This window comes from Klebsiella sp. K5-306 (assembly GCF_051835185.1).
Taxonomy (GTDB): domain Bacteria; phylum Pseudomonadota; class Gammaproteobacteria; order Enterobacterales; family Enterobacteriaceae; genus Klebsiella; species Klebsiella oxytoca.
On sequence record NZ_JAIFJY010000002.1, the window covers coordinates 404,875 to 427,487 of the forward strand.

Consider the following 22,613-nt stretch of genomic DNA (forward strand, 5'->3'; position numbering starts at 1 on the left):
TATGTTTAGCTATCCTCCCGTGAAAAAGGTCTCGGTCGTTATTCCTGTCTATAACGAGCAGGAGAGCCTGCCGGAGCTTATCCGCCGTACCGATACCGCCTGCGCGACGCTCGGTCGACAGTATGAAATTCTGCTGGTCGACGACGGCAGCAGCGATGACTCGGCGCGAATGCTCACCGAAGCCGCTGAAGCCGAAGGCAGCCATGTAGTGGCGGTACTGTTGAACCGCAACTACGGCCAGCACTCGGCAATTATGGCGGGTTTTAGCCACGTCACCGGCGACCTGATCATCACCCTCGATGCTGACCTGCAAAACCCGCCGGAAGAGATCCCGCGCCTGGTGGAGAAGGCCGACGAAGGCTACGACGTTGTCGGTACCGTGCGTCAGAATCGCCAGGATACCTGGTTCCGTAAAAGCGCCTCCAGGATGATCAATCGTCTGATTCAGCGCACCACCGGTAAAGCGATGGGCGATTACGGCTGCATGCTGCGCGCCTATCGCCGCCATATTATCGACGCGATGCTTAACTGCCATGAGCGCAGTACCTTTATCCCGATTCTGGCGAATACTTTTGCCCGTCGCGCGGTGGAGATCCCGGTGATGCACGCCGAGCGCGAATTCGGTGATTCCAAATACAGTTTTATGCGTCTGATTAACCTGATGTATGACCTGGTGACCTGCCTCACTACCACGCCGCTGCGCCTGCTGAGCCTGTTCGGCAGCGCCATCGCTCTGCTGGGCTTCGCCTTCGGTCTGCTGCTGGTGGTGCTGCGCCTGGTATTTGGCCCGCAGTGGGCGGCGGAAGGGGTGTTCATGCTGTTCGCGGTGCTGTTTATGTTTATCGGCGCCCAGTTCGTCGGTATGGGTCTGCTCGGGGAGTATATCGGCCGTATCTATAACGACGTTCGCGCCCGTCCCCGCTACTTTATTCAACGTGTTGTTCGCCAGCCGGAAACGGCATCTCAAGAGGAAGATCGTTCATGAAAGCCGTAGTCTTCGCTTATCACGATATGGGTTGTGCAGGTATTCAGTCTCTGCTGGATGCCGGTTATGACATCGCCGCCATTTTTACCCATCCGGATAACCCTGGCGAAAACCATTTCTTTGGCTCCGTGGCGCGCATTGCCGCGGAACAAGGTATTCCGGTATGGGCGCCGGAAGATGTGAATCATCCGCTGTGGATCGAACGTCTCCGCGAGATAAAACCGGACGTGCTGTTCTCGTTCTATTACCGCAATCTGCTGTGCGAGGACATTCTGAATATCGCGCCGCAGGGGGCTTTTAACCTGCATGGTTCCCTGCTGCCGAAATACCGCGGCCGCGCGCCGCTGAACTGGGTGCTGGTCAACGGCGAAAGCGAAACTGGCGTGACGCTGCACCGCATGGTTAGCCGCGCCGATGCCGGGAATATCGTAGCGCAGAAAAGCGTAGCTATCGGCGAGGATGAGGCGGCGCTGGCCCTGCATCGTAAACTCTGCGCTGCGGCGTCGGACCTGCTGGCTCAGGCGCTGCCCGCGATCCGCGACGGCAAAATCGAAGAGCGCGCGCAGGATGAAAGCCAGGCGACCTGGGTCGGTCGCCGCACGCCGGAAGACGGTCGCCTCGACTGGGAGCACTCCGCCCGGAGCCTGCATAATCTTGTGCGCGCGGTTTCCGATCCATGGCCGGGCGCGTTCGGCTATGCCGGCGCGAACAAGTTTATCGTCTGGAAGTCCCGCGTACGTGACGATCTACCCGCCGCCAAAGCGGGGACCGTGCTTTCCGTCACGCCGCTGGTCGTCGCCTGTCAGGAAGGGGCATTAGAAATCGTCACCGGGCAGACCGAGCGCGGCGTTTATATGCAGGGTACGCAGCTGGCGCAGGCGCTGGGGCTGGTAGCCGGAGCGGTGCTGAGCAGCAAACCGGTCGTGGCGATTAAGCGGCGTACCCGCGTGCTGATCCTCGGGGTGAACGGTTTTATCGGCAACCACCTGACCGAGCGTCTGCTGCAGGACGACAACTACGAGATTTACGGACTGGACATTGGCTCAGACGCCATCAGCCGCTTCCTCGACAACCCGCGTTTCCACTTCGTTGAGGGCGATATCAGCATCCACTCCGAGTGGATCGAGTATCACATCAAGAAGTGCGATGTGGTCCTGCCGCTGGTGGCGATTGCCACGCCAATCGAATATACCCGTAACCCGCTGCGCGTGTTTGAGCTGGATTTCGAAGAGAACCTGAAGATTATCCGCGACTGCGTGAAGTACGATAAGCGCATCATTTTCCCGTCGACCTCGGAAGTGTACGGCATGTGCACCGACAACAATTTCGATGAAGATGCCTCTAATCTGGTCGTCGGGCCAATTAACAAACAGCGCTGGATCTATTCGGTCTCCAAGCAGTTGCTGGATCGCGTGATCTGGGCCTACGGCGATAAGAACGGCCTGAAGTTTACCCTGTTCCGTCCGTTCAACTGGATGGGGCCGCGCCTTGATAACCTGAACGCCGCGCGTATCGGCAGCTCTCGCGCCATTACCCAACTGATCCTCAACCTGGTAGAAGGCTCGCCGATCAAGCTGATTGAAGGCGGGAAACAGAAGCGCTGCTTCACCGATATCAGCGACGGTATCGAAGCGCTGTTCCGCATCATTGAGAACAAAGACGGCCGCTGCGACGGGCAGATCATCAACATCGGTAACCCGGATAACGAAGCGAGCATCAAAGAGCTGGCGGAAATGCTGCTGGCCTGCTTTGAACGTCATCCGCTGCGCGACCGTTTCCCGCCGTTTGCCGGTTTCCGCGAAGTGGAAAGCAGCGATTATTACGGGAAGGGTTATCAGGACGTCGAGCACCGTAAGCCCAGCATTCGCAACGCGAAACGCTGCCTGAACTGGGTGCCGACGGTCGAAATGGAAGAGACCGTGGAACATACCCTGGACTTCTTCCTGCGCACGGTTGAATTGACGGACAACGGCAAATCATGAAACAGGTCGGCTTACGCATAGATGTCGATACCTTTCGCGGCACGCGGGACGGGGTCCCGCGGCTGCTGGCTCTGCTGAGCCAGCACGGGATTCAGGCAAGCTTCTTTTTCAGCGTCGGGCCGGACAATATGGGGCGTCATTTATGGCGCCTGATAAAACCGAAATTTCTGTGGAAGATGCTGCGCTCAAAGGCCGCTTCGCTGTACGGCTGGGATATCCTGCTGGCAGGTACCGCCTGGCCAGGGCGCAGGATCGGCGCGGGCAATGAAGAGGTTATCCGCGCCGCCGCGCAGGAGCATGAAGTCGGTCTGCACGCCTGGGATCACTATAGCTGGCAAACGTGGAGCGGAGTCTGGCCGCAGGAGAAGTTGACGCTGGAGGTGGAGCGCGGGCTGCTGGAGCTGGAGCGGATCATCGGTCGTCCGGTGACCTGCTCCGCCGTTGCCGGCTGGCGTGCCGATCAGCGGGTCATTAAAGCCAAAGAGGCGTTTGATTTCCTCTACAACAGCGACTGCCGGGGAACCGCCCCTTTTCTGCCGCAGCTCGGTAACGGCGCTTCCGGGACCGTGCAGATCCCGGTTACCTTACCCACCTGGGATGAAGTGGTCGGCAGCGCGGTCGATATTGCGGGCTTCAATCGCTATCTGCTGGATTGCATCCACCGCGATAAGGGCACCCCGGTCTATACCATCCACGCTGAAGTGGAAGGGATCGCCTTTGCGCAACAGTTTGACGAGCTGCTGACCATGGCCGCTCAGCAAGAGATCCGTTTTTGCCCGCTAAGCCAGCTGCTGCCCGTCGATTTTAGCGCGCTGCCGCGAGGCAAGGTGGTTCGTGGTGAATTAGCCGGCCGGGAAGGCTGGCTTGGGCGTGAACAATTACTGAATTCGGGTGTTTGATGAAAAGCATTCGCTACGGCGCCTCTCTGGTCGCCCTTTTTGTCCTCTACTATTTACTCCCCCTCAACTTCCGCCTGCTGTGGCAACCGGATGAAACCCGCTACGCGGAGATCAGCCGCGAAATGCTGGCGACCGGCGACTGGGTGGTGCCGCACTTCCTCGGTCTGCGCTACTTTGAGAAGCCGATTGCCGGCTACTGGATCAACAGCATCGGCCAGTGGCTATTCGGTCATAATAATTTTGCCGTCCGCTTTGGGGTGGTGTTCTCCATTACCGTCACCGCCCTGCTGGTGGCCTGGCTGGCATGGCGTATTTTCCGCGATAAACGCCTGGCGATTTTGTCGCCAGTGATATTCCTGACCGCGCTGCTGGTCTACGGTATCGGCACCTATGCGGTGCTCGACCCGATGATTACCATGTGGCTGGCGCTGGCAATGTGCAGCTTCTGGGGTGCGGCGCAGGCTCAAAGCCACAGCGGTAAAATCTTCGGCTACGTCTTGCTGGGCGTGGCCTGCGGGATGGGAGTGATGACCAAAGGCTTCCTCGCGCTGGCGGTGCCGGTGGTTGGAGTGCTGCCATGGGTCATTGCGCGTAAACGCTGGCGTGAAGTGCTGACTTACGGGTGGCTGGCGGTGGGCGTCTGCGCGCTGGTGGTTCTGCCGTGGGGGCTGGCCATCGCCAAACGAGAGCCGGACTTCTGGCGCTACTTCTTCTGGGTTGAACATATCCAGCGTTTCGCGGAAAAAGATGCCCAGCATAAAGCGCCATTCTGGTACTACATCCCGTTCCTGATTGCCGGAAGCCTGCCGTGGCTGGCGCTGCTGCCGGGAGCGCTCAAGCGCGGCTGGACCGAGCGCGACGAGTCGCGCGGGGCGCTCTATTTGCTCGGATGGGTGGCGATGCCGTTTCTGTTCTTCAGCATTGCTAAGGGTAAGCTTCCGACCTACATCCTGCCGTGTTTCGCGCCGCTGTCGATTCTGATGGCGCGCTACGCGCTGGATGCGGCAAAGGCGGGGGCGAAAGCGCTGAAAATTAACGGCGCGATCAACCTGGCTTTTGGCCTGATTGGTCTGGTAGCGGTGCTGGTGGTTTCGCCGTGGGGCTTTATGCACAAGCCGGTATGGAGCCATATTGAGCTGTATAAATGCCTGCTGGCGGCGCTAATATTCGGCTGTTGGGCGCTGATGGGATGGCTGGCGATGAAGAATAACGGTCGCCGCTGGACGCTTGCCGCGTGCTGCCCGCTGGGGTTGGCGCTGCTGGTGGGTTTCGCGATTCCCGACCGGGTTATCGACAGCAAGCAGCCGCAGTTTATGGTGGATATCGTGAGCGAATCGTTGACGCCGAGCCGCTACGTGTTGACCAATAACGTCGGTATTGCCGGCGGACTGTCCTGGGAGCTCAAGCGCAGCGATATTATCCTGTTCGACAAGCAGGGCGAGCTGAAATATGGTCTCTCCTGGCCGGATGCGCAGCACCAGTTTGTCGATAAGGCGCAATTTGCTGACTGGTTAGCGGCGCACCGCCAGCAGGGGCCGATCTCGTTGGTTCTGCTGATGGATAAAGGAGAGAGTATGGCCGATCTACCGCTACCGAAACCGGATAGCTCTTATGAGCTTGGGCGGGTAGTGTTTATCCAGTACCTGCCGCAATGAGCGTGTGGATCTGTCTGGTTTTCGCCAGCCTGCTGAGCTGCGCCGGACAGCTGTGCCAGAAACAGGCGACCCGCCCGTCCAAATCCGGGCGGCGCGGGCACCATATTCTTGGCTGGCTGGGGCTGGCGCTGCTCTCTCTGGGCTGCAGCATGCTGCTGTGGCTTAGCGTGCTGCAGTCGATTCCGGTCAGCATCGCCTACCCTATGCTGAGCCTGAACTTTGTCTGGGTGACGCTGGCAGCATGGGGGATCTGGCGCGAGCCGGTCGCACGCCGCCACTGGTTTGGCGTGGCGCTTATCGTCGTTGGGATCGTTATTCTGGGGAGCCGCATCTGATGGGCTTAATCTGGGCGTTATTCAGCGTCGGACTGGTGAGCGGCGCGCAGCTGCTGCTGCGCAGCGCGATGGTCGAGCTGCCGCCGCTGACGGATTTATTTACCTTCCTCAACCATCTGCTGCATCTGCGGGCGGGCACCTTTGGCCTGGCGTTTGGTCTTTTGGGCTACCTGCTGTCGATGGTCTGCTGGTACTTTGCCCTGCATCAGCTGCCGCTGGCGAAAGCCTACGCGCTGCTGAGCCTGAGCTACATTCTGGTCTGGGCCGCCGCCATCTGGCTCCCCGGCTGGCATGAACCTTTCCACTGGCAATCGCTGCTGGGCGTGCTGCTGATTGTCACCGGGGTGCTGACGATCTTCTGGCCGGTGAAGCGGCAGGGCTAGCCCGGAAGCCTGCTTTTCGGGCGTCCGGGCCCGAGCAGGATGGCTAACTTACTGCCGCCCTTAGTGGTTTCCATCCATATTTTACAGACGCTGGTTAACGGCACCGACAGCAGCATTCCCACCGGGCCAAGCAGCCACCCCCAGACCAGCAATGAGAGGAAAACTACCAGCGTAGACATGCCCAACCGGTGGCCCATCATGCGTGGTTCGAGAATATTGCCGATAATCATATGCACGACTAAAAAGAGCGCGCCAACCAGCAGGCATTCGTAATAACCGTTAAAAAGTAACGCCTGGATCATTGGCGGGACGGCGGAAATCACCGAGCCAATGTTAGGCACATAGTTCAGCAGAAAAGCCAACACGCCCCACATCAGCGCAAACTGAACCCCCATCAGCATCAGTCCTAACCAGATAATCACCCCTGTCCACAGGCTGAGCAACGTTTTCAGCGCCAGATAATGCGAGACGCCTTTTAACGCCCGGTGAAGACCGGCGATATGGATTTGCGGGTTGTTCAGTGCAAAGCGGAGTTTATAGGGGACATGACGGACTTCAAACAGCATAAAGACCACGGTCATGACCAGTAAAATAACGCTGGCCATGGCGCCGGAGAGGCCAGTCATCAGGACGGTAGTGAACGTCATTAACTTGTCGGAGTCCATGCGTTGCAGCATACGTTCCGGGGACATATGAATATGCAAAAACGGCAGCGCCTCCTGCAGGCGCAGGACTTTCGCCGTCAGCTCCTTATTATACTTTGGCAGCATGGCGACGAATTCGTTAACCGACGCGGCCAGCACGCCAATTAACGCGGTAAGTACGATCAGCATCACCACGACCACAATGGTAATGGCTACCGGACGTCTGATACCGCGGCGAATAAACCAGGTGACCAGCGGATTCAGGACAATGGCGAAGAACAATGCCAGTAATAGCTGCACGATGATATCTGCCGCGGCGTGGATACCGGCGAGGATAACCACCAGTGACGCCAGTTTGAGCAGAATATGCATGCCCGTTTTATCGGGCTGAGGGGTTGTCATTCACTCTTCCTTTCTATGATTTTCATTAAGTGTAGCGTCTGGCTTGCTGCCAGGAATCCTAATCTGGCTGCTGATTTATAACGTGCGGCGTGGTAGAAATGAAACACTGTTGTAAAAATCTGGTGGAACCCGATGCCCGAAACCGTCGCTGAACCGGCGCTTAATGGATTGCGCCTCAATCTGCGGATTGTCTCTGTCGTTATCTTTAACTTTGCCAGCTACCTGACCATAGGCCTGCCGCTGGCGGTATTACCCGGCTATGTTCATGATGTAATGGGGTATAGCGCCTTCTGGGCCGGGCTGGTGATTAGCCTGCAGTATTTTGCTACGCTGCTCAGCCGCCCTCACGCCGGGCGCTATGCCGATCTGCTGGGCCCGAAAAAAATCGTTGTTTTTGGCCTGTGCGGCTGCTTTCTGAGCGGACTGTGCTATCTGCTGGCGGCGTTCTGCGGCGGCTGGCCCGTGGTTAGCCTGGCGCTGTTGTGTCTGGGGCGCATTATTCTCGGCATCGGGCAGAGCTTTGCGGGCACCGGCTCAACGCTGTGGGGCGTAGGGGTAGTCGGTTCGCTGCATATCGGGCGGGTTATTTCCTGGAACGGGATTGTGACCTACGGGGCGATGGCGATGGGCGCGCCGCTCGGGGTGCTCTGTTACTCGCTGATTGGCCTGCACGGTCTGGCGTTGACGATTATGGTGGTTGCGCTGGTGGCGGTGCTGTGCGCGTTGCCGCGGGCGGCGGTAAAAGCGGGTAAGGGTAAAGCGATGTCGTTTCGCGCGGTGCTGGGGCGCGTCTGGCTCTACGGCATGGCGCTGGCCCTCGCATCGGCGGGTTTCGGCGTTATCGCCACCTTTATCACCCTGTTTTATGATGCCAAAGGCTGGGACGGCGCGGCCTTCGCCCTGACGCTGTTTAGCTGCGCCTTTGTCGGCACTCGCCTGCTGTTTCCCAACGGAATTAATCGCCTCGGTGGGCTGAACGTGGCGATGATCTGTTTTGTCGTCGAGATTATCGGGCTGCTGTTAGTGGGCCTGGCGGAGACGCCGCTGATGGCGAAAATCGGTACTTTCTTTGCCGGAGCCGGCTTTTCGCTGGTGTTCCCGGCGCTTGGCGTGGTGGCGGTGAAGGCGGTGCCGCAGCACAACCAGGGGTCGGCGCTGGCAACCTATACGGTATTTATGGATCTCTCGCTGGGGATCACCGGCCCGCTGGCCGGGCTGCTGATGGCGTGGGCGGGAATTTCATCGATCTATCTGGCGACGGCGGGGCTGGTCGCGGTAGCGCTGCTGCTGGGATGGCGATTAAAAAAACGGCCCCCGGTCAATGAACCGGAGGCCGCGGCATCAGGCCAGTAGTTACTGGATGACGAGGGTGTTGATAATGTTTTCCGCTTCGGTCTGAGCCTGCTGCTGGTTGTCCGCTGGCAGCGTGATCTGCAGCGTCAGCAGTTTGTCATCAACCTTGCCGAGAAGCACGGAAGACCAGGCGGTCTGGCCCTTAGCGGAGATGATGGTGTCCAGCTGTTGCAGGGTGTGGCCTTTGAGCTCAATGGATTTATTGCTCACGACCTGCAGCTGCGGGTCGCGGCTGCGCTGCTGCTCTTCCAGGCGCTGGCTCATCACCGCCAGCTCTTCGTTGGTATTGTCGCCAACAATCACGATCACCGCTTTTTGTCCGGTGGCATCAGAGTAGACGTGCATATTGTTGGCCTGGGTGCCCAGCTTGCCGCTCTGGTCGGTCATACCGGCAGGCAGGGAGAAGCTCAGTTTGCCATCCAGCAGACTAATAGGTTGCCCGCTGGCGTTGCTTTCCGCAGCAGCCCCGGCAGTCGGCGTTTTGGTATCGCTGTTATCACAGGCAGCAAGCCCCATAACCAGCAGGCCAATACCGACATATTTAACCAAATTGCGCATTGACATCTTCCTTTCGATAAACGGCCATTAACGGCTCATTCGCTTATCTTATCACATCGTTTCGCGAGTACTCTTAACCTGGCTGCAATGCGGATAAATCAGATTTATCTGCCAGTTTTTTCAGCAGCATATTCAACAACATGCCGTACATCGGCAGGAAGAATACGATGCTAATCAGCACTTTGAAGCAATAATCGACGATGGCGATTTCCCCCCAGTGCGCCGCCATAAACGGGTCCGGGCTGCGCCAGAAGGCGATAAAGAAGAAGGCCAGCGTATCGCTGATGTTACCGAAAAGGGTGGATGCCGTGGGCGCCAGCCACCAGCGGCGGCTCTGACGCAGGCGGTTAAAGACGTGGACGTCAAGGATTTGCCCCAGCGCGTAGGCCATAAAGCTGGCGGCGGCGATACGAGCGACAAACAGGTTAAAGCTGGTTAAGGCGGCAAAGCCCTGCCACTCGCCCATGTAGAACAGCGCGGAAACCCCGTAGGAGATCAGCAGCGCCGGGATCATCACCGCGAGGATAATGCGTCGCGCCAGCGGAGCGCCGAAAATGCGTACCGTCAGATCGGTGGCGAGGAAAATAAACGGAAAGCTGAACGCGCCCCAGGTGGTATGAAAACCAAAGATGGAGATCGGTAGCTGCACCAGATAGTTACTGGAAGTGATGACCAGCAGATGGAAAAGCGATAGCCAGATCAGCGCTTTTTTACGCTGTACGGTAGTAAACGGACTCATATTGTGACCTTTTTATGCCCGTTATTCTTCAAGCTGCAGATGCGTTAACTTTCCTCGCTCATCCCAGTCACTTACTGATGTAAGCTCCTGGAAATTCGCTGCGTCGTCGCCTTTCTGCAACTCGAATGATTTAGGGCCAGAGAGTTGGGGTGAGGGAACCCAATAAAAACGGCTGCATGATACTGCGTTGCGTGCGTAATGCAATGGTTGTTTTTCGCGCAAACGTTAACCTGGCTTGCGTACTGGCGAACTGGGGGTAAACTAGGGCCGTTTTGTTAATGTGAGATGAAAATGAGCGAACTTTTCTCCAGCCCTGACCATACGCTTGATGCGCAGGGGCTTCGTTGCCCGGAACCGGTGATGATGGTGCGCAAGACCGTGCGTACGATGCCGGTGGGCGAGACGCTGCTAATCGTGGCCGACGATCCGGCGACCACCCGCGATATTCCCGGTTTCTGCCGCTTTATGGAGCATGAGCTACTGGCGCAGGAAACCGAGGCGCTGCCGTACCGCTATCTGATTCGTAAAAGCCACTGAGCCAGGCCTCCCCGGATCGCGGCTGACGCCTTATCCGGGCTACAAAAAACCAGACCGCACTAACCTGTAGCCCGGGCAAGGCGCGTCAAGCGCCGCCCCCGGGGCTTGCCCTCATTTTTTACGCAGCAACCGCAGCGCGTTAGCGGTGACCAGCACCGTCGCCCCGGTATCAGCCAGCACCGCCAGCCACAGGCCGGTCAGGCCGAGCAAGGTGGTGACGAGGAAAATGCCCTTCAGACCCAAAGCAATGGCGATGTTCTGCCGGATATTGGCGTGGGTGGCGCGCGCCAGCGAAATCATCTGCGCCAGCCCGGTCAGGCGGTTATGGGTCAATGCCGCATCGGCGGTCTCCAGAGCAACGTCGGTGCCGCTGCCCATCGCGATACCTATCGTCGCCGCTTTCATCGCCGGCGCATCGTTGATACCGTCGCCGACCATGGCCAGCGGCGACTGGGCATTAAGCGCTATCACCGCCTGCACTTTGTCCGCGGGCAGCAGCCCGGCGCGGAACGCCAGTCCCAGCTCGTTAGCGATAGCCGCCGCCGCACGTGGATTATCGCCGGTCAGTATCACTCCCTGAACGCCCAACTGATGGAGCTCATCCACCGCCTGACGGGCATCATCGCGAAGCGTATCGCGCAGCGCCAGAATCCCCAGCAGCGTCTTATCGCGCATTACCAGCACCACGGTTTGCCCGGCGCTCTCCAGCTGCTGAATAGGTTCATCGTACTGCGGATCGCGAGTTTTACCGGCGGCGCAAATCAGCACCTGGCGTCCTTCAACCTGAGCCTCAATGCCGGATCCGGCCAGCGCGCGCTGATCGCTTGCCGACGGAATGACCAGCCGGCGCTGTTCTGCCTCACGCACGATAGCCTGGGCTAACGGGTGGCTGGAGCCTTGCTCCACGGCGGCCGCGAGCGCCAGCAGATCGTTTTCGCTGATGTCTGCGGTCGCCATCACCGCAGTGACGCGCGGCTGGCCGATGGTCAGGGTACCGGTTTTATCAAACGCCACCTGGCGCACGCGGCCGAGCTGCTCCAGCGCCGCGCCGCCTTTAATCAGCGCGCCGCGTCGTGCCGCTACCGCCAGCCCGGAGGTAATTGCCGCCGGGGTGGAGATCACCAGCGCGCACGGACAGCCAATCAGCAGCAGCGTTAAGCCTTTATAGATCCACGGCAGCCAGGCGCCCGCAAACAGCAGCGGCGGAACAATGGCCACCAGCAGGGCGACGACCATAATCGCCGGGGTATAGATGCGGCTAAAGCGATCGATAAAGCGCTCAATCGGCGCGCGGCGCTCCTCCGCTTCTTCAATCAGCTTAAGAATACGATCGATAGCGCTGTCGCCCGGTTCGGAGATCACCGTCAGCTGTACCAGACGATCGACGCTGGTGGCGCCGGCCGCTACGCGTTCCCCGGCGTTACGCTCTACCGGTACGGATTCACCGGTCAAAGCGCTCTCATCGAAGCTGGCGAAGGGGGAGAGTAGCTGGCCATCGGCAGGGAGGCGGCCTCCGGCGGCGACTTCAATCACGTCGCCGGGGCGCAGGTCGCGCTGGGCTACGGTTTCACGCACGCCATCGCGCACGCGGATTGCCGTGTCGGGCTTCAGCGCCATCAATGCGCTGACGCCTTGCCGCGCGCGGCTGGCAGCCCATCCCTCAAGACGTTCGCCGATTAAAAACAGTAGCAGGACCATCGCCGCTTCGGCGGTGGCGCCGATAAACAGCGCGCCGATGGCTGCGACGCTCATCAGGGTTTCAATGGCGAACCAGCTTCCGCTTCTGATCAGGCGTATCGCTTGCCGGGCGACCGGCCACAGGCCGACCAGCGTGGTTGCGATGAAGGCGATTTCGCCCAGAGGCGGGCTGAACTGCTCCAGCCCCCAGCTTAGTCCCATCATGATGACCAGCGTGATGAGCGGCAGATTCTCGCGCAGCCACGAGGTGGACTCCTCTGCCCGTGGCGCGTTTTCATCACGCAGCTGATAGCCCGCGGCGCGCACGGCGCTTTCGATTTGCGGACCAACATCGCCCTCGGCGTTGACCAGCAGCTTTTCGGTGGCGAACAGTACCTGCACCTGGCTGACCCCCGGTACCTGGCGAACGGCGGTTTCGACCTTGCGCGCGCAGGCTGCGCAATCCATGCCTTCTACCAGCCAACTAAAGCGTGCGTGCCTCAGAGCCTCGTTTTCCTCGGTGGTTTCGCTGCGGCAGGCGTGGTCCGCGCAGCAGCTTTCCGCCGGCTGCGCGGCAGGGGTAAATTTTAACGATGAGAAGTGTGGGACTTTTTTATCCTGCGATTCTGGAGCCGACATAGGACCCTCCGGGTAATGATAATTTTCTCATTACCCGCAGGATACACTCTGGAGTCGACTCCAGAGTCAAGCGCTTAATTACAAATAAAGCGCGCGGACGATCAGGAAGTGCCCGGCGAAGTAAAATGCCGAGGAGATCGCGTTGTCAGCGCGGAAGCGGCGGCGATAATGGCTGATCAGCCAGACCGCGTTGCCGAGCAGCAGGAATGCCGCGCCAGCGAAGCCGGACAGGGCGGTATCCGTCGGGCGGGCGAACCACAGCTCCCCGGCCAGCCAGACCATCACCAGCGTCATCGCGATAAAGGTAAACACCGGCATCCGCATCTCTTCCAGACGCGTCCAGATAATCGCCAGCAGCAGCGCGCCGAGGATCAGCAGCACCAGCGGCAGCGGCCAGAAGAAAGATAGCGTCAGCTGGCTGGCAAACCAGATGGTGTAGAGCAGATGCGAGAGAAAGAACGCCCCCACGGCGTACATTACCCGCTGCCGCGGCAGCAGGGTCAGCGCGTCGCCGACCAGCGAGGCGCAAAGCCCCGCCAGCACCAGATAGCTGATGGCGTTAAACATCGGCGCTTGCCAGGCCAGTAACAGAAGCAGGATTAGCGTGACGGGTTTAAACACCCAGCGACGCCAGGCTGGCCCACGATAAGACGCATCGACGTAAAGCCATGCGGAGAAACAGACAGCAATAAATGACCAAAGCATAGTAAGTCCCTGTATCTGTTATCATTACGTAAGTGATTGTACTTACAGTACTGAATCTCAGTGTAGTGGTTTGCAGAGGAAGATGACAATGATAATCAAGCCACAGTATGCTTATTCCTGATAATTCCTGGGGGCAAGGTGAATGAGTAAAGTTCCGCTGTTTTTTATGGTTGCCGTTGCCATCATTGCGGTTGCCGCGTCGTATCGCTATGTGCAGCAGCGTCGGGAAAAAATGGATAACGATGCCGCGCCGCTGTTGCAAAAACGGGTGGTGGTGAGCAATAAGCGGGAGAAGGTGATTAACGATCGCCGTTCGCGCCAGCAGACGGTGACGCCTGCCGGCAGCGAAATGCGTTATGAAGCAAGCTTCAGGCCGGAAAGCGGCGGGCTGGAAGTGGTTTTTCGTCTGCAGGCGCCGCAGTATCATGCGCTAAGCGTCGGCGATAAAGGCGTACTGAGCTATAAAGGTTCGCGGTTTATGGGTTTTACGCCCGAGCCCTGAACCTTTTATTCGGCCTTATTTCTTCTTCAGAGTCGCCTTGAGCTTTTTCTGCCAGGCGACCAGTTCGAACACGCCGAAGATGAAAATACGAATCTGTTCGAAGCGCCCCAGCGGCGGCATCTCTTTCGTCTGCGTCGCCTTGAGCAGCGTGAGCTGCAGGCCGTGCATCAGAATCATAAAGATCAGCGCCACGTTAACAAAGATATTGAGCGGCTTTGGGAACGGTTGGAACAGATTCAGCAATAAAAACGCCCACACGCACAGCATCAGCAAGCGGCCAAAGTTAATCAGCATGGTTTTCTCCTTGTGCCTCACGTTGATAGAGACGGTAGGCGACCTGTCCGGCCACTTTCTCACGGTACGGATGCCAGTTTACAGGCACCGGCGGTAACCCGTTTTCAACTTCACTTTCAATGTAGATGAGCGCTTCATCGCTAAGCCAGCCGTTGTTTTCCAGCAGCTTTAGCGTCTCTTCAAGCAGCCCTTTGCGAAACGGGGGATCGACAAACACGATGTGATGCGGCGTGCCCGCCTGAGCAAGAAACGCTAAGGTATTGGTATTCACGACTTTGCCGTTGCTGGCTTTGAGAGTCGCCAGATTTTTTTGCAACTGCTGCGCGACGCCGCGTTCCATTTCCAGCAGCGTGGCGTTAGCCGCGTAGCGGGAGAGGGCTTCAAGGCCCAGCGCGCCGCTGCCGGCGAAGCAATCGAGGCAGCTCGCGTCAACGATCGACGGCGCCAGCCAGTTAAATAGCGTTTCGCGCACCCGGTCGGTGGTCGGGCGCAGACCCGGGCTCTCCGGCACCGGTAATTTACGGCCTCGCCATTGCCCGCCGATAATACGGATCTGACCGCTGCCTGCGTGGTTTGGTTTCTTCATTTCTTTGCTCAAGTCTCAACTTCCGGGCTGCTATTCTAACGATCGCCAGCGGTTGACGAAACCTTAATCCGGGGGCGGTGATGCGAGTTAAGTTAAGTGGTAGACTATCCGACTAATTTCATCATTTTTCAGCTTCCGCTATCAACAGGCCGAAGCTGTGCCATGAATTAACAGCGAGGAGTGTAGTCGCAAATGGCGAAAGACAAAAAACGTGGCTTCTTTTCCTGGCTGGGCTTTGGTCAAAAAGAACAGGCGCAGGAAACCGACGCAGAACAAAAAGTAGAAGCCCAGCAAGAGGTTGAAGAACAGGCTCCGGAAAGCGAAACGCCTGCGGCTGCGCCGGAAACGGTCGACGCGCCGGCGACGGAGCACCAGGATGCCGAAGCCTTTGCCGTCGAGGTGGTCGAGGTGACCGGGCAGGTTGTGGAGAGCGAACAGCCGCAGGCGGTTGTCGACTCCCCGGCAGTTGAGACGATTGCAGAACCGCCTGTGGTTGAAGAAATTGTCGCTGAGCCTGTAGTTGAAGAAGCTATCGCCGAGCCGGTAGTGGCTGAAGCTATAGTTGAGCTGACGCCGGAAGAGGTGATTGCCGAACCGGAAGATGTCGTTGTTGAAAAGGGTGAAGAGGCTGTCATTGAAGAGCCGGAAATCGTTGAGCCGGTAGAAGAAGCCGAAATCACTGACGAAGAGCTGGAAGCGCAGGCGCTGGCTGCAGCCGATGCGGCGGAAAATGCCGTGGAAGTGGTGCCGGACGAAACCGTGGTGACGCCGTTAGAGCAGGAAAAACCCACCAAAGAAGGGTTCTTCGCTCGCCTCAAACGCAGCCTGATAAAAACCAAGCAGAACCTCGGTTCCGGATTTATCAGTCTGTTCCGCGGCAAGAAAATCGACGATGATCTGTTTGAAGAGCTGGAAGAGCAGCTGCTGATTGCCGATGTCGGCGTGGAAACCACCCGTAAGATCATCACTAATCTTACCAACGACGCCAGCCGCAAGCAGTTGCGCGACGCCGAGGCGCTGTACGGCCTGCTGAAAGAAGAGATGGGCGATATTCTGGCGAAGGTGGACGAGCCGCTGAACGTAGAAGGCAAGGCGCCATTTGTCATTCTGATGGTTGGCGTCAACGGCGTCGGTAAAACCACCACCATCGGCAAGCTGGCGCGTCAGTTTGAGCAGCAGGGCAAATCGGTGATGCTGGCCGCGGGCGATACCTTCCGCGCGGCGGCGGTAGAGCAGCTTCAGGTGTGGGGTCAACGCAACAATATTCCGGTGATTGCCCAGCATACCGGCGCGGATTCGGCATCGGTTATTTTCGATGCCATCCAGGCGGCGAAGGCGCGCAACATTGACGTCCTGATTGCCGATACTGCGGGTCGTCTGCAGAATAAATCGCACCTGATGGAAGAACTGAAGAAGATTGTCCGCGTCATGAAAAAACTGGATGTCGATGCGCCGCATGAGGTCATGCTGACCATTGACGCCAGCACCGGGCAAAACGCGATTAGCCAGGCCAAACTGTTCCATGAGGCGGTTGGACTGACCGGTATCACTTTGACTAAGCTGGATGGTACCGCCAAGGGCGGGGTTATCTTCTCGGTTGCCGATCAGTTCGGTATTCCGATTCGCTACATCGGTGTTGGCGAACGTATTGAAGATCTGCGTCCGTTTAATGCGGGCGACTTTATTGAGGCACTTTTTGCCCGAGAGGATTAAAAATGATTCGCTTTGAACAAGTCAGCAAAGCCTATCTCGGTGGGAGACAAGCGCTGCAGGGGGTGACTTTTCACCTGCAGGCGGGTGAGATGGCGTTTCTGACCGGCCATTCCGGCGCGGGGAAAAGTACCCTGCTGAAGCTTATCTGCGGTATCGAGCGGCCCAGCGCCGGCAAAATCCTTTTCGGCGGCCATGACATTAGCCGCCTGAAGAGCCGCGAAGTGCCGTTTTTGCGCCGTCAGATTGGCATGATTTTCCAGGACCACCATCTGCTGATGGACCGTACCGTTTACGATAATGTGGCGATCCCGCTGATTATCGCCGGCGCCAGCGGCGATGACATTCGCCGTCGCGTGTCGGCGGCGCTGGATAAAGTCGGGCTGCTGGACAAAGCGAAAAACCTGCCGATTCAGCTTTCAGGCGGGGAACAACAGCGCGTGGGTATCGCCCGCGCGGTGGTCAACAAACCAGCGGTCCTGCTGGCGGATGAACCGACCGGTAACCTCGACGAAGCGCTGTCGGAAGGGATCTTACGTCTGTTTGAAGAGTTTAACCGCGTTGGGGTGACGGTGCTGATGGCGACGCATGATCTGGGGCTTATCTCCAGTCGTCCGTATCGCGTTCTGTCCCTCAGCGAGGGGCATATGCATGGAGGCCATATCGGTGAATAAGCGCGAGGCAATGAACCACATTCGCCGGTTCGGCAATCGATTCGATCGTTTCCGCAATGCGGGCGGAGCGGGCGGCAGCGGTGGACGCAATACGTCGAAGCGGCCTAAGGCGGCGCCGAATCCGGCTTCCCGCAAGAGCAACGTGTTCAATGAACAGGTGCGCTATGCCTGGCATGGTGCGGTGCAGGATCTGAAAAGCACGCCCCTGGCGACGTTCCTGACGGTGATGGTTATCGCCATTTCGTTGACCCTGCCAAGCGTGTGCTACATGGTCTACAAAAACGTCAGCACCGCGGCGTCGCAGTATTATCCCACGCCACAAATCACCGTCTATCTGGAGAAAACGCTGGATGATGATGCCGCTGCGCGGGTAGTCGGTCAGCTGCAGGCGGAGCAGGGCGTCGAGAAGGTCAACTATCTGTCGCGTGATGAAGCCCTTGGCGAATTCCGCAACTGGTCAGGCTTCGGCGGCGCGCTGGATATGCTGGAAGAGAACCCGCTGCCGGCGGTGGCGATCGTCGTGCCGAAAATTGATTTCCAGAGTGTCGAAGCGCTGAACACGCTGCGCGACCGCGTGAGCCATGTTCAGGGCGTTGATGAAGTGCGTATGGATGATAGCTGGTTTGCGCGCCTCTCGTCGCTGACCGGGCTGGTCGGACGCGTGTCGGCGATGATCGGCGTACTGATGGTGGCGGCGGTGTTCCTGGTGATCGGCAACAGCGTGCGTCTGAGCATTTTCGCCCGCCGCGATACCATTAACGTGCAGAAACTGATTGGCGCAACCGACGGCTTTATTCTGCGTCCTTTTCTTTACGGCGGTGCGCTGCTGGGGTTCTCCGGCGCGTTTCTGTCGCTAATCCTGTCGGAAATTATGGTCATGCGCCTTTCGTCGGCGGTCACCGAAGTGGCGAAAGTCTTCGGCACGCAGTTTGAACTCAGCGGCTTAGGCTTTGATGAGTGCCTGCTGATGCTGATTGTTTGCTCAATGATTGGCTGGGTCGCCGCCTGGCTGGCAACCGTACAACATTTACGTCACTTTACTCCCGAGTAGTAAAAATCTGGTATAATCTTTCCCTGCACTGAATATCTCTCTGCAGGGAAAGAGTCCCTGTCGACGCTTCCCTAAACTTCATAACCATGTCACATTTTGTGCGTAATCTATTCACATCGTTGCATGGAACTTGTGGATAAAATCACTGTCTGATACTAATGTGAGTGATATTCTCGTTGCTCATCAATGCTGGCATGTTTGTTGCTCCGCTGTGAGGACAGAATGGTGCCAGAAGATATCGATTGAGAGGATTTGAATGACCAAAGATATGCAAACTTTAGCCTTAGCCCCCGTTGGTAACCTGGAATCGTACATCCGGGCTGCTAACACTTGGCCGATGTTGTCGGCTGATGAAGAGCGGGAGCTTGCTGAAAAGCTGCATTACCAGGGCGATCTGGAAGCAGCGAAAAAGCTGATCCTGTCTCACCTGCGCTTTGTTGTTCATATTGCTCGTAACTACTCGGGTTATGGCCTGCCGCAGGCGGATCTGATTCAGGAAGGCAACATCGGCCTGATGAAAGCCGTGCGCCGTTTTAACCCGGAAGTGGGCGTGCGTCTGGTTTCCTTCGCCGTGCACTGGATCAAAGCGGAGATTCATGAATACGTTCTGCGTAACTGGCGTATTGTGAAGGTCGCGACCACGAAAGCGCAGCGTAAGCTGTTCTTTAACCTGCGTAAAACTAAGCAGCGTCTGGGCTGGTTCAACCAGGACGAAGTCGAAATGGTAGCTCGCGAGCTGGGCGTATCGAGCAAAGACGTGCGTGAGATGGAGTCACGTATGGCGGCGCAGGATATGACCTTCGACATGTCGTCGGATGATGAATCCGATAGCCAGCCGATGGCGCCGGTGCTCTATCTGCAGGATAAAACGTCTAACTTTGCCGACGGCATTGAAGACGACAACTGGGAGGAGCAGGCGGCGAATAAGCTGACTGACGCGATGCAGGGTCTTGACGAACGTAGCCAGGATATCATCCGCGCCCGCTGGCTGGACGAAGACAATAAGTCCACGCTGCAGGAGCTGGCGGATCGCTACGGCGTATCGGCCGAGCGAGTACGGCAGCTTGAAAAGAACGCCATGAAAAAACTGCGCGCCGCTATCGAAGCCTAATCTGCGCGCCAGTCCCGCGATAACGCCCCACATTACGTTGGGGCGTTTTGTTTTTCTGCCTCCGTCAGCGCCTGCGGGCAGTGCCTGTTCAGACACTCAAGCAGCACGTTGAACGCCGGCTCCATCTGCGTTTCCGGCTGCGAAGCAAACCCCATCAACAGTCCTTTCTTCCGCTGCGCCGTCAGGTAATAGCGCGACAGCGGACGCACTAAGATATTGCGCGCGTTGGCATCGCGGGCAATCGTCACGTCATCTGCCTCATCCGGCAAATTCAGAATCAGATGCAGTCCGGCATTGTCGCTGAAGTCCGACAGCGCATGCGCTCCGCAGTGCCGCTGAATCAGTTCGGTCAAAAAGACGCGACGGCGGCTGTAGAGCAGGCGCATGCGACGAATGTGCGCCGAGTAATGACCGGCATTGATAAATTCCGCCAGCGCCAGCTGGATAAGCGAATGGCCGCCGCGGTAGAGCTCGGCATGGGCGTTTTTGAGTTCAGCCGCAAGCGGTCGAGGCAGCACGACGTAGCCCAGCCGCAGCCCCGGGTAGAGCGTTTTACTGAACGTGCCGACGTAGACCACCGGCGCTTCGGGGACTAAGCCCTGTAGTGCCGGGATCGGCTGGCCGGAAAAGCGAAACTCGCTGTCGTAATCATCTTCCACAATCCAGCTGCCGTGCTGATGGGCCAGGGTGAGCAGGCGCTGTCGGCGTTCAAGGCTCATTACCGCGCCGAGGGGATACTGATGGGATGGCGTAACGAAGATCAGCCGCGGCGCTTCGGCTACGCTTTCGGGCGGGCACAGGCCGCTGGCATCCACCACAATCGGCTCAGCCCGCACTTCATTCATCGCCAGCACGTGGCGAATGCCCCAGTAGGAAGGCTCCTCCACCCAGGCGAGATCGCCGCGGTCGCACAGCATGCGGGTGATCAGGTCGATGGCCTGGTGGATCCCTTCAGTAATAAGAATTTGATCTGCCTGACACAGAACGCCGCGCGCTACTCTCAGATAGTCCACCAACGCGTGCTGCAGCTCGGCGGTACCGCCGTTACAGCTATAGCTGAGCTGTTCGGGTTTTGGACGGCGGCTGATGCGTGCCTGAATTTTACTGAACAGCGGGTGGGGAAATGCATTGACGTCCGGTACGCCGGGGATAAACGCCCCCCACTGACGCGGGCTGGCGCTGATGTGCCCCAGCAGATGTTGGCCGCGACGGGAAATAGTCCCGCTGGGGGGCTGCGCGGGATGGCTTTCGTTGGCGCTGCTGGCGGGAAGAAACATATCGGGCAGCGTTTTCGCCACGAAAGTGCCGCTGCCGCGACGGGACACAACGTACCCCTCAGCCAGGAGTTGTTCGTAAACTGTTAAAATTGTGTTGCGAGACATTCCTAGTTCCCCCGCCAGATCCCGCGACGGCGGCAGCCGGCTATGGGGCGGGAGAGAACCATCCAGAATGGCGTGGCGAATCGCCTTGTAAAGGCGCTTGTGCAGGAGCGGATCGGTTTCTTTCTGCAATCTGACCAGCACCAGGTCTGCGATAAGCGAACGCAATTGGATCCCTCAGATAATCTGAATTGGTACTCGATTATAGGGCCAAATCCTGTGTAAATAAACGACATAGTTTCGGATTTGTTGCGATAACGTGACACACATGACAGGAGATTCCCGGTGAAAAGTTCAGAACTGAATCAGCGTCGCCAGCAGGCGACTCCACGCGGCGTAGGGGTGATGTGCAGCTACTTTGTTGAGAAAGCTGAGAACGCTACGCTGTGGGATATTGAAGGGAATGAGGTGATCGATTTCGCCGCCGGCATCGCGGTGCTGAATACCGGCCATCGCCACCCAAAAATCGTTGCCGCCGTTGAACAGCAGCTGCAGGCCTTTACCCACACGGCTTACCAGATTGTCCCGTACGAAAGCTATGTCACGCTGGCCGAGCGGATTAACGAACTGGCGCCGATTGACGGTCCGGCGAAAACCGCCTTTTTTACCACGGGGGCAGAAGCGGTTGAAAACGCGGTGAAAATCGCGCGCGCTTATACCGGCCGTCCGGGGTTGATTACCTTCGGCGGCGGCTTCCACGGTCGTACGTTTATGACCATGGCGCTGACTGGCAAAGTGGCGCCTTACAAGATTGGTTTCGGCCCGTTCCCGGGCTCGGTTTATCACGCCGTCTACCCTAACGCCGCCCATGGCATTACCACCGCCGACGCGATGAAGAGCCTGGAGCGCATTTTCAAAGCGGATATCGCGGCCGATCAGGTGGCGGCGATTGTGCTGGAGCCGATTCAGGGGGAAGGCGGCTTTAACGTTGCCCCGCCTGAGTTTATGCAGGCGCTGCGCGCGCTGTGCGATACCCACGGCATTCTGCTGATTGCCGATGAAGTACAAACCGGCTTTGCGCGCACCGGTAAGCTATTTGCGATGCAGCACTATGATGTGAAGCCTGACCTGATGACGATGGCCAAAAGCCTGGCCGGCGGTTTCCCGCTCTCCGGCGTGGTAGGTCGCGCCGAGGTGATGGATGCGCCTGCGCCGGGCGGCCTGGGCGGCACCTATGCCGGTAACCCGCTGGCGGTCGCGGCGGCGCACGCTGTGCTGGACGTGATTGAAGAAGAACAGCTGTGCCAGCGCGCTGAGCGCTTAGGCAGCCATCTGAAAGAGGTGTTGAATCAGGCGCGTCAAAGCTGCCCGGCCATTGCTGACGTTCGCGGTCAGGGCTCGATGGTGGCGGTGGAGTTTAACGATCCGCAAACCGGGGAGCCGTCGGCGGAGATCACCCGTCAAATCCAGCAACAAGCCCAGGAGAACGGCCTGCTGCTGCTGAGCTGCGGCGTCTATGGCAACGTTATTCGCTTCCTCTATCCGTTAACGATTCCGGATGCGCAGTTTACGAAAGCGCTGGATATTCTGGCCCGCGTGCTGAAGCGCTAACTTTTCGTCCGGTCAGGCTGCGGCGGCACGGAAGCCGAACAGAAACAGGAGGCCGCAGACTGGTTATTCATGCTCAGCGTGAGTGGTTTATCACCCTGATATCACCTTTTTTCCGGCAGCGCACGCTGCCGGAATAAAACGGAATCTATGGTCACTCCCGTTTTTGCAACACCGATTTTGACGACAAGTTGGCTTGCTTGAATCTATCCGGCGTCTGAATGGGATTTTATTCCCGCGCCTCGATGAGTTCCGCGCCTGATGA

Annotated in this window: 22 protein-coding genes; 14 read left to right on the forward strand and 8 right to left on the reverse strand. The window is 58.1% G+C overall.

The window, feature by feature from the left end; genetic code table 11:
- Position 1 precedes the first annotated feature (1 nt).
- The 6 genes from arnC to arnF are packed head-to-tail and all read left to right on the forward strand — an operon-like array spanning position 2 to position 6,239.
- The gene (arnC, locus tag K2184_RS05605) at positions 2–985 is read left to right on the forward strand and encodes an undecaprenyl-phosphate 4-deoxy-4-formamido-L-arabinose transferase (RefSeq protein WP_004106606.1); all 984 of its coding nucleotides are present in this window, start codon (positions 2–4) and stop codon (positions 983–985) included.
- Positions 982–2,967 (forward strand): bifunctional UDP-4-amino-4-deoxy-L-arabinose formyltransferase/UDP-glucuronic acid oxidase ArnA, encoded by a 1,986-nt coding sequence (gene arnA, locus K2184_RS05610; RefSeq protein ID WP_004106604.1) that lies wholly within the window; start codon positions 982–984, stop codon positions 2,965–2,967. The genes arnC and arnA overlap by 4 nt, the downstream gene beginning before the upstream one ends.
- On the forward strand, positions 2,964–3,866 hold the full coding sequence (arnD, locus tag K2184_RS05615; protein ID WP_064371025.1) for a 4-deoxy-4-formamido-L-arabinose-phosphoundecaprenol deformylase: 903 nt from the start codon (positions 2,964–2,966) through the stop codon (positions 3,864–3,866). Before arnA ends, arnD begins: the two co-directional genes overlap by 4 nt.
- Positions 3,866–5,521, forward strand: a complete 1,656-nt coding sequence (gene arnT / locus K2184_RS05620) for a lipid IV(A) 4-amino-4-deoxy-L-arabinosyltransferase (protein ID WP_047720542.1) — start codon at positions 3,866–3,868, stop codon at positions 5,519–5,521. Before arnD ends, arnT begins: the two co-directional genes overlap by 1 nt.
- Complete coding sequence (gene arnE / locus K2184_RS05625) at positions 5,518–5,856, forward strand: 4-amino-4-deoxy-L-arabinose-phosphoundecaprenol flippase subunit ArnE (protein WP_004106593.1); 339 nt, start codon at positions 5,518–5,520, stop codon at positions 5,854–5,856. The genes arnT and arnE overlap by 4 nt, the downstream gene beginning before the upstream one ends.
- Positions 5,856–6,239, forward strand: a complete 384-nt coding sequence (gene arnF, locus K2184_RS05630; protein ID WP_023321731.1) for a 4-amino-4-deoxy-L-arabinose-phosphoundecaprenol flippase subunit ArnF — start codon at positions 5,856–5,858, stop codon at positions 6,237–6,239. The genes arnE and arnF overlap by 1 nt, the downstream gene beginning before the upstream one ends.
- Here arnF and K2184_RS05635 read toward each other — a convergent pair.
- Positions 6,236–7,285, reverse strand: a complete 1,050-nt coding sequence (locus tag K2184_RS05635) for an AI-2E family transporter (RefSeq protein ID WP_004116107.1) — start codon at positions 7,283–7,285, stop codon at positions 6,236–6,238. The two genes, arnF and K2184_RS05635, sit on opposite strands and share 4 nt — an antisense overlap.
- Positions 7,286–7,417: 132 nt before the next feature.
- Here K2184_RS05635 and K2184_RS05640 point away from each other — a divergent pair, with 132 nt between their 5' ends.
- On the forward strand, positions 7,418–8,638 hold the full coding sequence (locus tag K2184_RS05640) for an MFS transporter (protein WP_064351543.1): 1,221 nt from the start codon (positions 7,418–7,420) through the stop codon (positions 8,636–8,638).
- Here the strand turns inward: K2184_RS05640 and K2184_RS05645 are convergent, their stop codons facing one another.
- On the reverse strand, positions 8,639–9,196 hold the full coding sequence (locus tag K2184_RS05645) for a DcrB family lipoprotein (protein ID WP_004106586.1): 558 nt from the start codon (positions 9,194–9,196) through the stop codon (positions 8,639–8,641).
- Positions 9,197–9,269: 73 nt separating this feature from the next.
- On the reverse strand, positions 9,270–9,935 hold the full coding sequence (locus tag K2184_RS05650; RefSeq protein WP_004106584.1) for a 7-cyano-7-deazaguanine/7-aminomethyl-7-deazaguanine transporter: 666 nt from the start codon (positions 9,933–9,935) through the stop codon (positions 9,270–9,272).
- 291 nt (positions 9,936–10,226) lie between these two features.
- On the opposite strand from K2184_RS05650, the gene tusA reads away from it, so the two are divergent.
- Positions 10,227–10,472, forward strand: coding sequence for a sulfurtransferase TusA (gene tusA / locus K2184_RS05655; RefSeq protein WP_004106582.1), 246 nt, complete (start codon positions 10,227–10,229; stop codon positions 10,470–10,472).
- A gap of 111 nt (positions 10,473–10,583) precedes the next feature.
- Here tusA and zntA read toward each other — a convergent pair whose 3' ends face one another.
- Both zntA and K2184_RS05665 read right to left on the reverse strand, forming a co-directional pair.
- Positions 10,584–12,788 (reverse strand): Zn(II)/Cd(II)/Pb(II) translocating P-type ATPase ZntA, encoded by a 2,205-nt coding sequence (zntA, locus tag K2184_RS05660; RefSeq protein ID WP_032744777.1) that lies wholly within the window; start codon positions 12,786–12,788, stop codon positions 10,584–10,586.
- A 78-nt stretch (positions 12,789–12,866) separates the two neighbouring features.
- Positions 12,867–13,493, reverse strand: a complete 627-nt coding sequence (locus K2184_RS05665; RefSeq protein ID WP_004106578.1) for a lysoplasmalogenase — start codon at positions 13,491–13,493, stop codon at positions 12,867–12,869.
- A 142-nt stretch (positions 13,494–13,635) separates the two neighbouring features.
- Between K2184_RS05665 and K2184_RS05670 the strand changes: the two genes are divergently transcribed.
- Positions 13,636–13,995, forward strand: coding sequence for a DUF2500 domain-containing protein (locus K2184_RS05670; RefSeq protein ID WP_004106576.1), 360 nt, complete (start codon positions 13,636–13,638; stop codon positions 13,993–13,995).
- A 15-nt stretch (positions 13,996–14,010) separates the two neighbouring features.
- On the opposite strand, the gene K2184_RS05675 is transcribed toward K2184_RS05670, so the two are convergent.
- Together K2184_RS05675 and rsmD are read right to left on the reverse strand one after the other, a co-directional pair.
- Positions 14,011–14,289, reverse strand: coding sequence for a DUF1145 family protein (locus K2184_RS05675; protein ID WP_004106574.1), 279 nt, complete (start codon positions 14,287–14,289; stop codon positions 14,011–14,013).
- Positions 14,279–14,875, reverse strand: coding sequence for a 16S rRNA (guanine(966)-N(2))-methyltransferase (gene rsmD, locus K2184_RS05680; RefSeq protein ID WP_004106572.1), 597 nt, complete (start codon positions 14,873–14,875; stop codon positions 14,279–14,281). The genes K2184_RS05675 and rsmD overlap by 11 nt, the downstream gene beginning before the upstream one ends.
- 192 nt (positions 14,876–15,067) lie before the next feature.
- Between rsmD and ftsY the strand changes: the two genes are divergently transcribed.
- The 4 genes from ftsY to rpoH all read left to right on the forward strand — a co-directional run bounded on the left by ftsY (position 15,068) and on the right by rpoH (position 19,421).
- On the forward strand, positions 15,068–16,588 hold the full coding sequence (gene ftsY / locus K2184_RS05685) for a signal recognition particle-docking protein FtsY (RefSeq protein ID WP_163525843.1): 1,521 nt from the start codon (positions 15,068–15,070) through the stop codon (positions 16,586–16,588).
- Positions 16,589–16,590: 2 nt separating this feature from the next.
- Positions 16,591–17,259, forward strand: a complete 669-nt coding sequence (gene ftsE, locus K2184_RS05690; protein ID WP_004106557.1) for a cell division ATP-binding protein FtsE — start codon at positions 16,591–16,593, stop codon at positions 17,257–17,259.
- A complete protein-coding gene (ftsX, locus tag K2184_RS05695) occupies positions 17,252–18,310 on the forward strand; it encodes a permease-like cell division protein FtsX (protein WP_024274786.1) in 1,059 nt (352 codons plus the stop codon). Before ftsE ends, ftsX begins: the two co-directional genes overlap by 8 nt.
- A gap of 256 nt (positions 18,311–18,566) precedes the next feature.
- Complete coding sequence (gene rpoH, locus K2184_RS05700) at positions 18,567–19,421, forward strand: RNA polymerase sigma factor RpoH (protein ID WP_004106554.1); 855 nt, start codon at positions 18,567–18,569, stop codon at positions 19,419–19,421.
- 32 nt (positions 19,422–19,453) lie between these two features.
- Here rpoH and K2184_RS05705 read toward each other — a convergent pair whose 3' ends face one another.
- Entirely contained in the window at positions 19,454–20,968 is a 1,515-nt protein-coding gene (locus tag K2184_RS05705; RefSeq protein WP_163525842.1) for a PLP-dependent aminotransferase family protein, read from the reverse strand.
- A 117-nt stretch (positions 20,969–21,085) separates the two neighbouring features.
- Here K2184_RS05705 and K2184_RS05710 point away from each other — a divergent pair, with 117 nt between their 5' ends.
- Entirely contained in the window at positions 21,086–22,351 is a 1,266-nt protein-coding gene (locus tag K2184_RS05710) for a 4-aminobutyrate--2-oxoglutarate transaminase (RefSeq protein WP_004116085.1), read from the forward strand.
- Positions 22,352–22,613: the final 262 nt, after the last annotated feature.

Coding starts and splice junctions, on each gene's coding strand:
- tusA (WP_004106582.1), top strand. CDS start 10,227: ATGAGCGAACTTTTCTCCAGCCCTGACCATACGCTTGATGCGCAGGGG.
- K2184_RS05645 (WP_004106586.1), bottom strand. CDS start 9,196: ATGCGCAATTTGGTTAAATATGTCGGTATTGGCCTGCTGGTTATGGGG.
- K2184_RS05675 (WP_004106574.1), bottom strand. CDS start 14,289: ATGCTGATTAACTTTGGCCGCTTGCTGATGCTGTGCGTGTGGGCGTTT.
- K2184_RS05665 (WP_004106578.1), bottom strand. CDS start 13,493: ATGCTTTGGTCATTTATTGCTGTCTGTTTCTCCGCATGGCTTTACGTC.
- arnE (WP_004106593.1), top strand. CDS start 5,518: ATGAGCGTGTGGATCTGTCTGGTTTTCGCCAGCCTGCTGAGCTGCGCC.
- zntA (WP_032744777.1), bottom strand. CDS start 12,788: ATGTCGGCTCCAGAATCGCAGGATAAAAAAGTCCCACACTTCTCATCG.
- K2184_RS05650 (WP_004106584.1), bottom strand. CDS start 9,935: ATGAGTCCGTTTACTACCGTACAGCGTAAAAAAGCGCTGATCTGGCTA.
- arnD (WP_064371025.1), top strand. CDS start 2,964: ATGAAACAGGTCGGCTTACGCATAGATGTCGATACCTTTCGCGGCACG.
- rpoH (WP_004106554.1), top strand. CDS start 18,567: ATGACCAAAGATATGCAAACTTTAGCCTTAGCCCCCGTTGGTAACCTG.
- K2184_RS05670 (WP_004106576.1), top strand. CDS start 13,636: ATGAGTAAAGTTCCGCTGTTTTTTATGGTTGCCGTTGCCATCATTGCG.
- K2184_RS05640 (WP_064351543.1), top strand. CDS start 7,418: ATGCCCGAAACCGTCGCTGAACCGGCGCTTAATGGATTGCGCCTCAAT.
- arnA (WP_004106604.1), top strand. CDS start 982: ATGAAAGCCGTAGTCTTCGCTTATCACGATATGGGTTGTGCAGGTATT.
- rsmD (WP_004106572.1), bottom strand. CDS start 14,875: ATGAAGAAACCAAACCACGCAGGCAGCGGTCAGATCCGTATTATCGGC.
- arnF (WP_023321731.1), top strand. CDS start 5,856: ATGGGCTTAATCTGGGCGTTATTCAGCGTCGGACTGGTGAGCGGCGCG.
- ftsE (WP_004106557.1), top strand. CDS start 16,591: ATGATTCGCTTTGAACAAGTCAGCAAAGCCTATCTCGGTGGGAGACAA.
- arnC (WP_004106606.1), top strand. CDS start 2: ATGTTTAGCTATCCTCCCGTGAAAAAGGTCTCGGTCGTTATTCCTGTC.
- arnT (WP_047720542.1), top strand. CDS start 3,866: ATGAAAAGCATTCGCTACGGCGCCTCTCTGGTCGCCCTTTTTGTCCTC.
- K2184_RS05635 (WP_004116107.1), bottom strand. CDS start 7,285: ATGACAACCCCTCAGCCCGATAAAACGGGCATGCATATTCTGCTCAAA.
- ftsY (WP_163525843.1), top strand. CDS start 15,068: ATGGCGAAAGACAAAAAACGTGGCTTCTTTTCCTGGCTGGGCTTTGGT.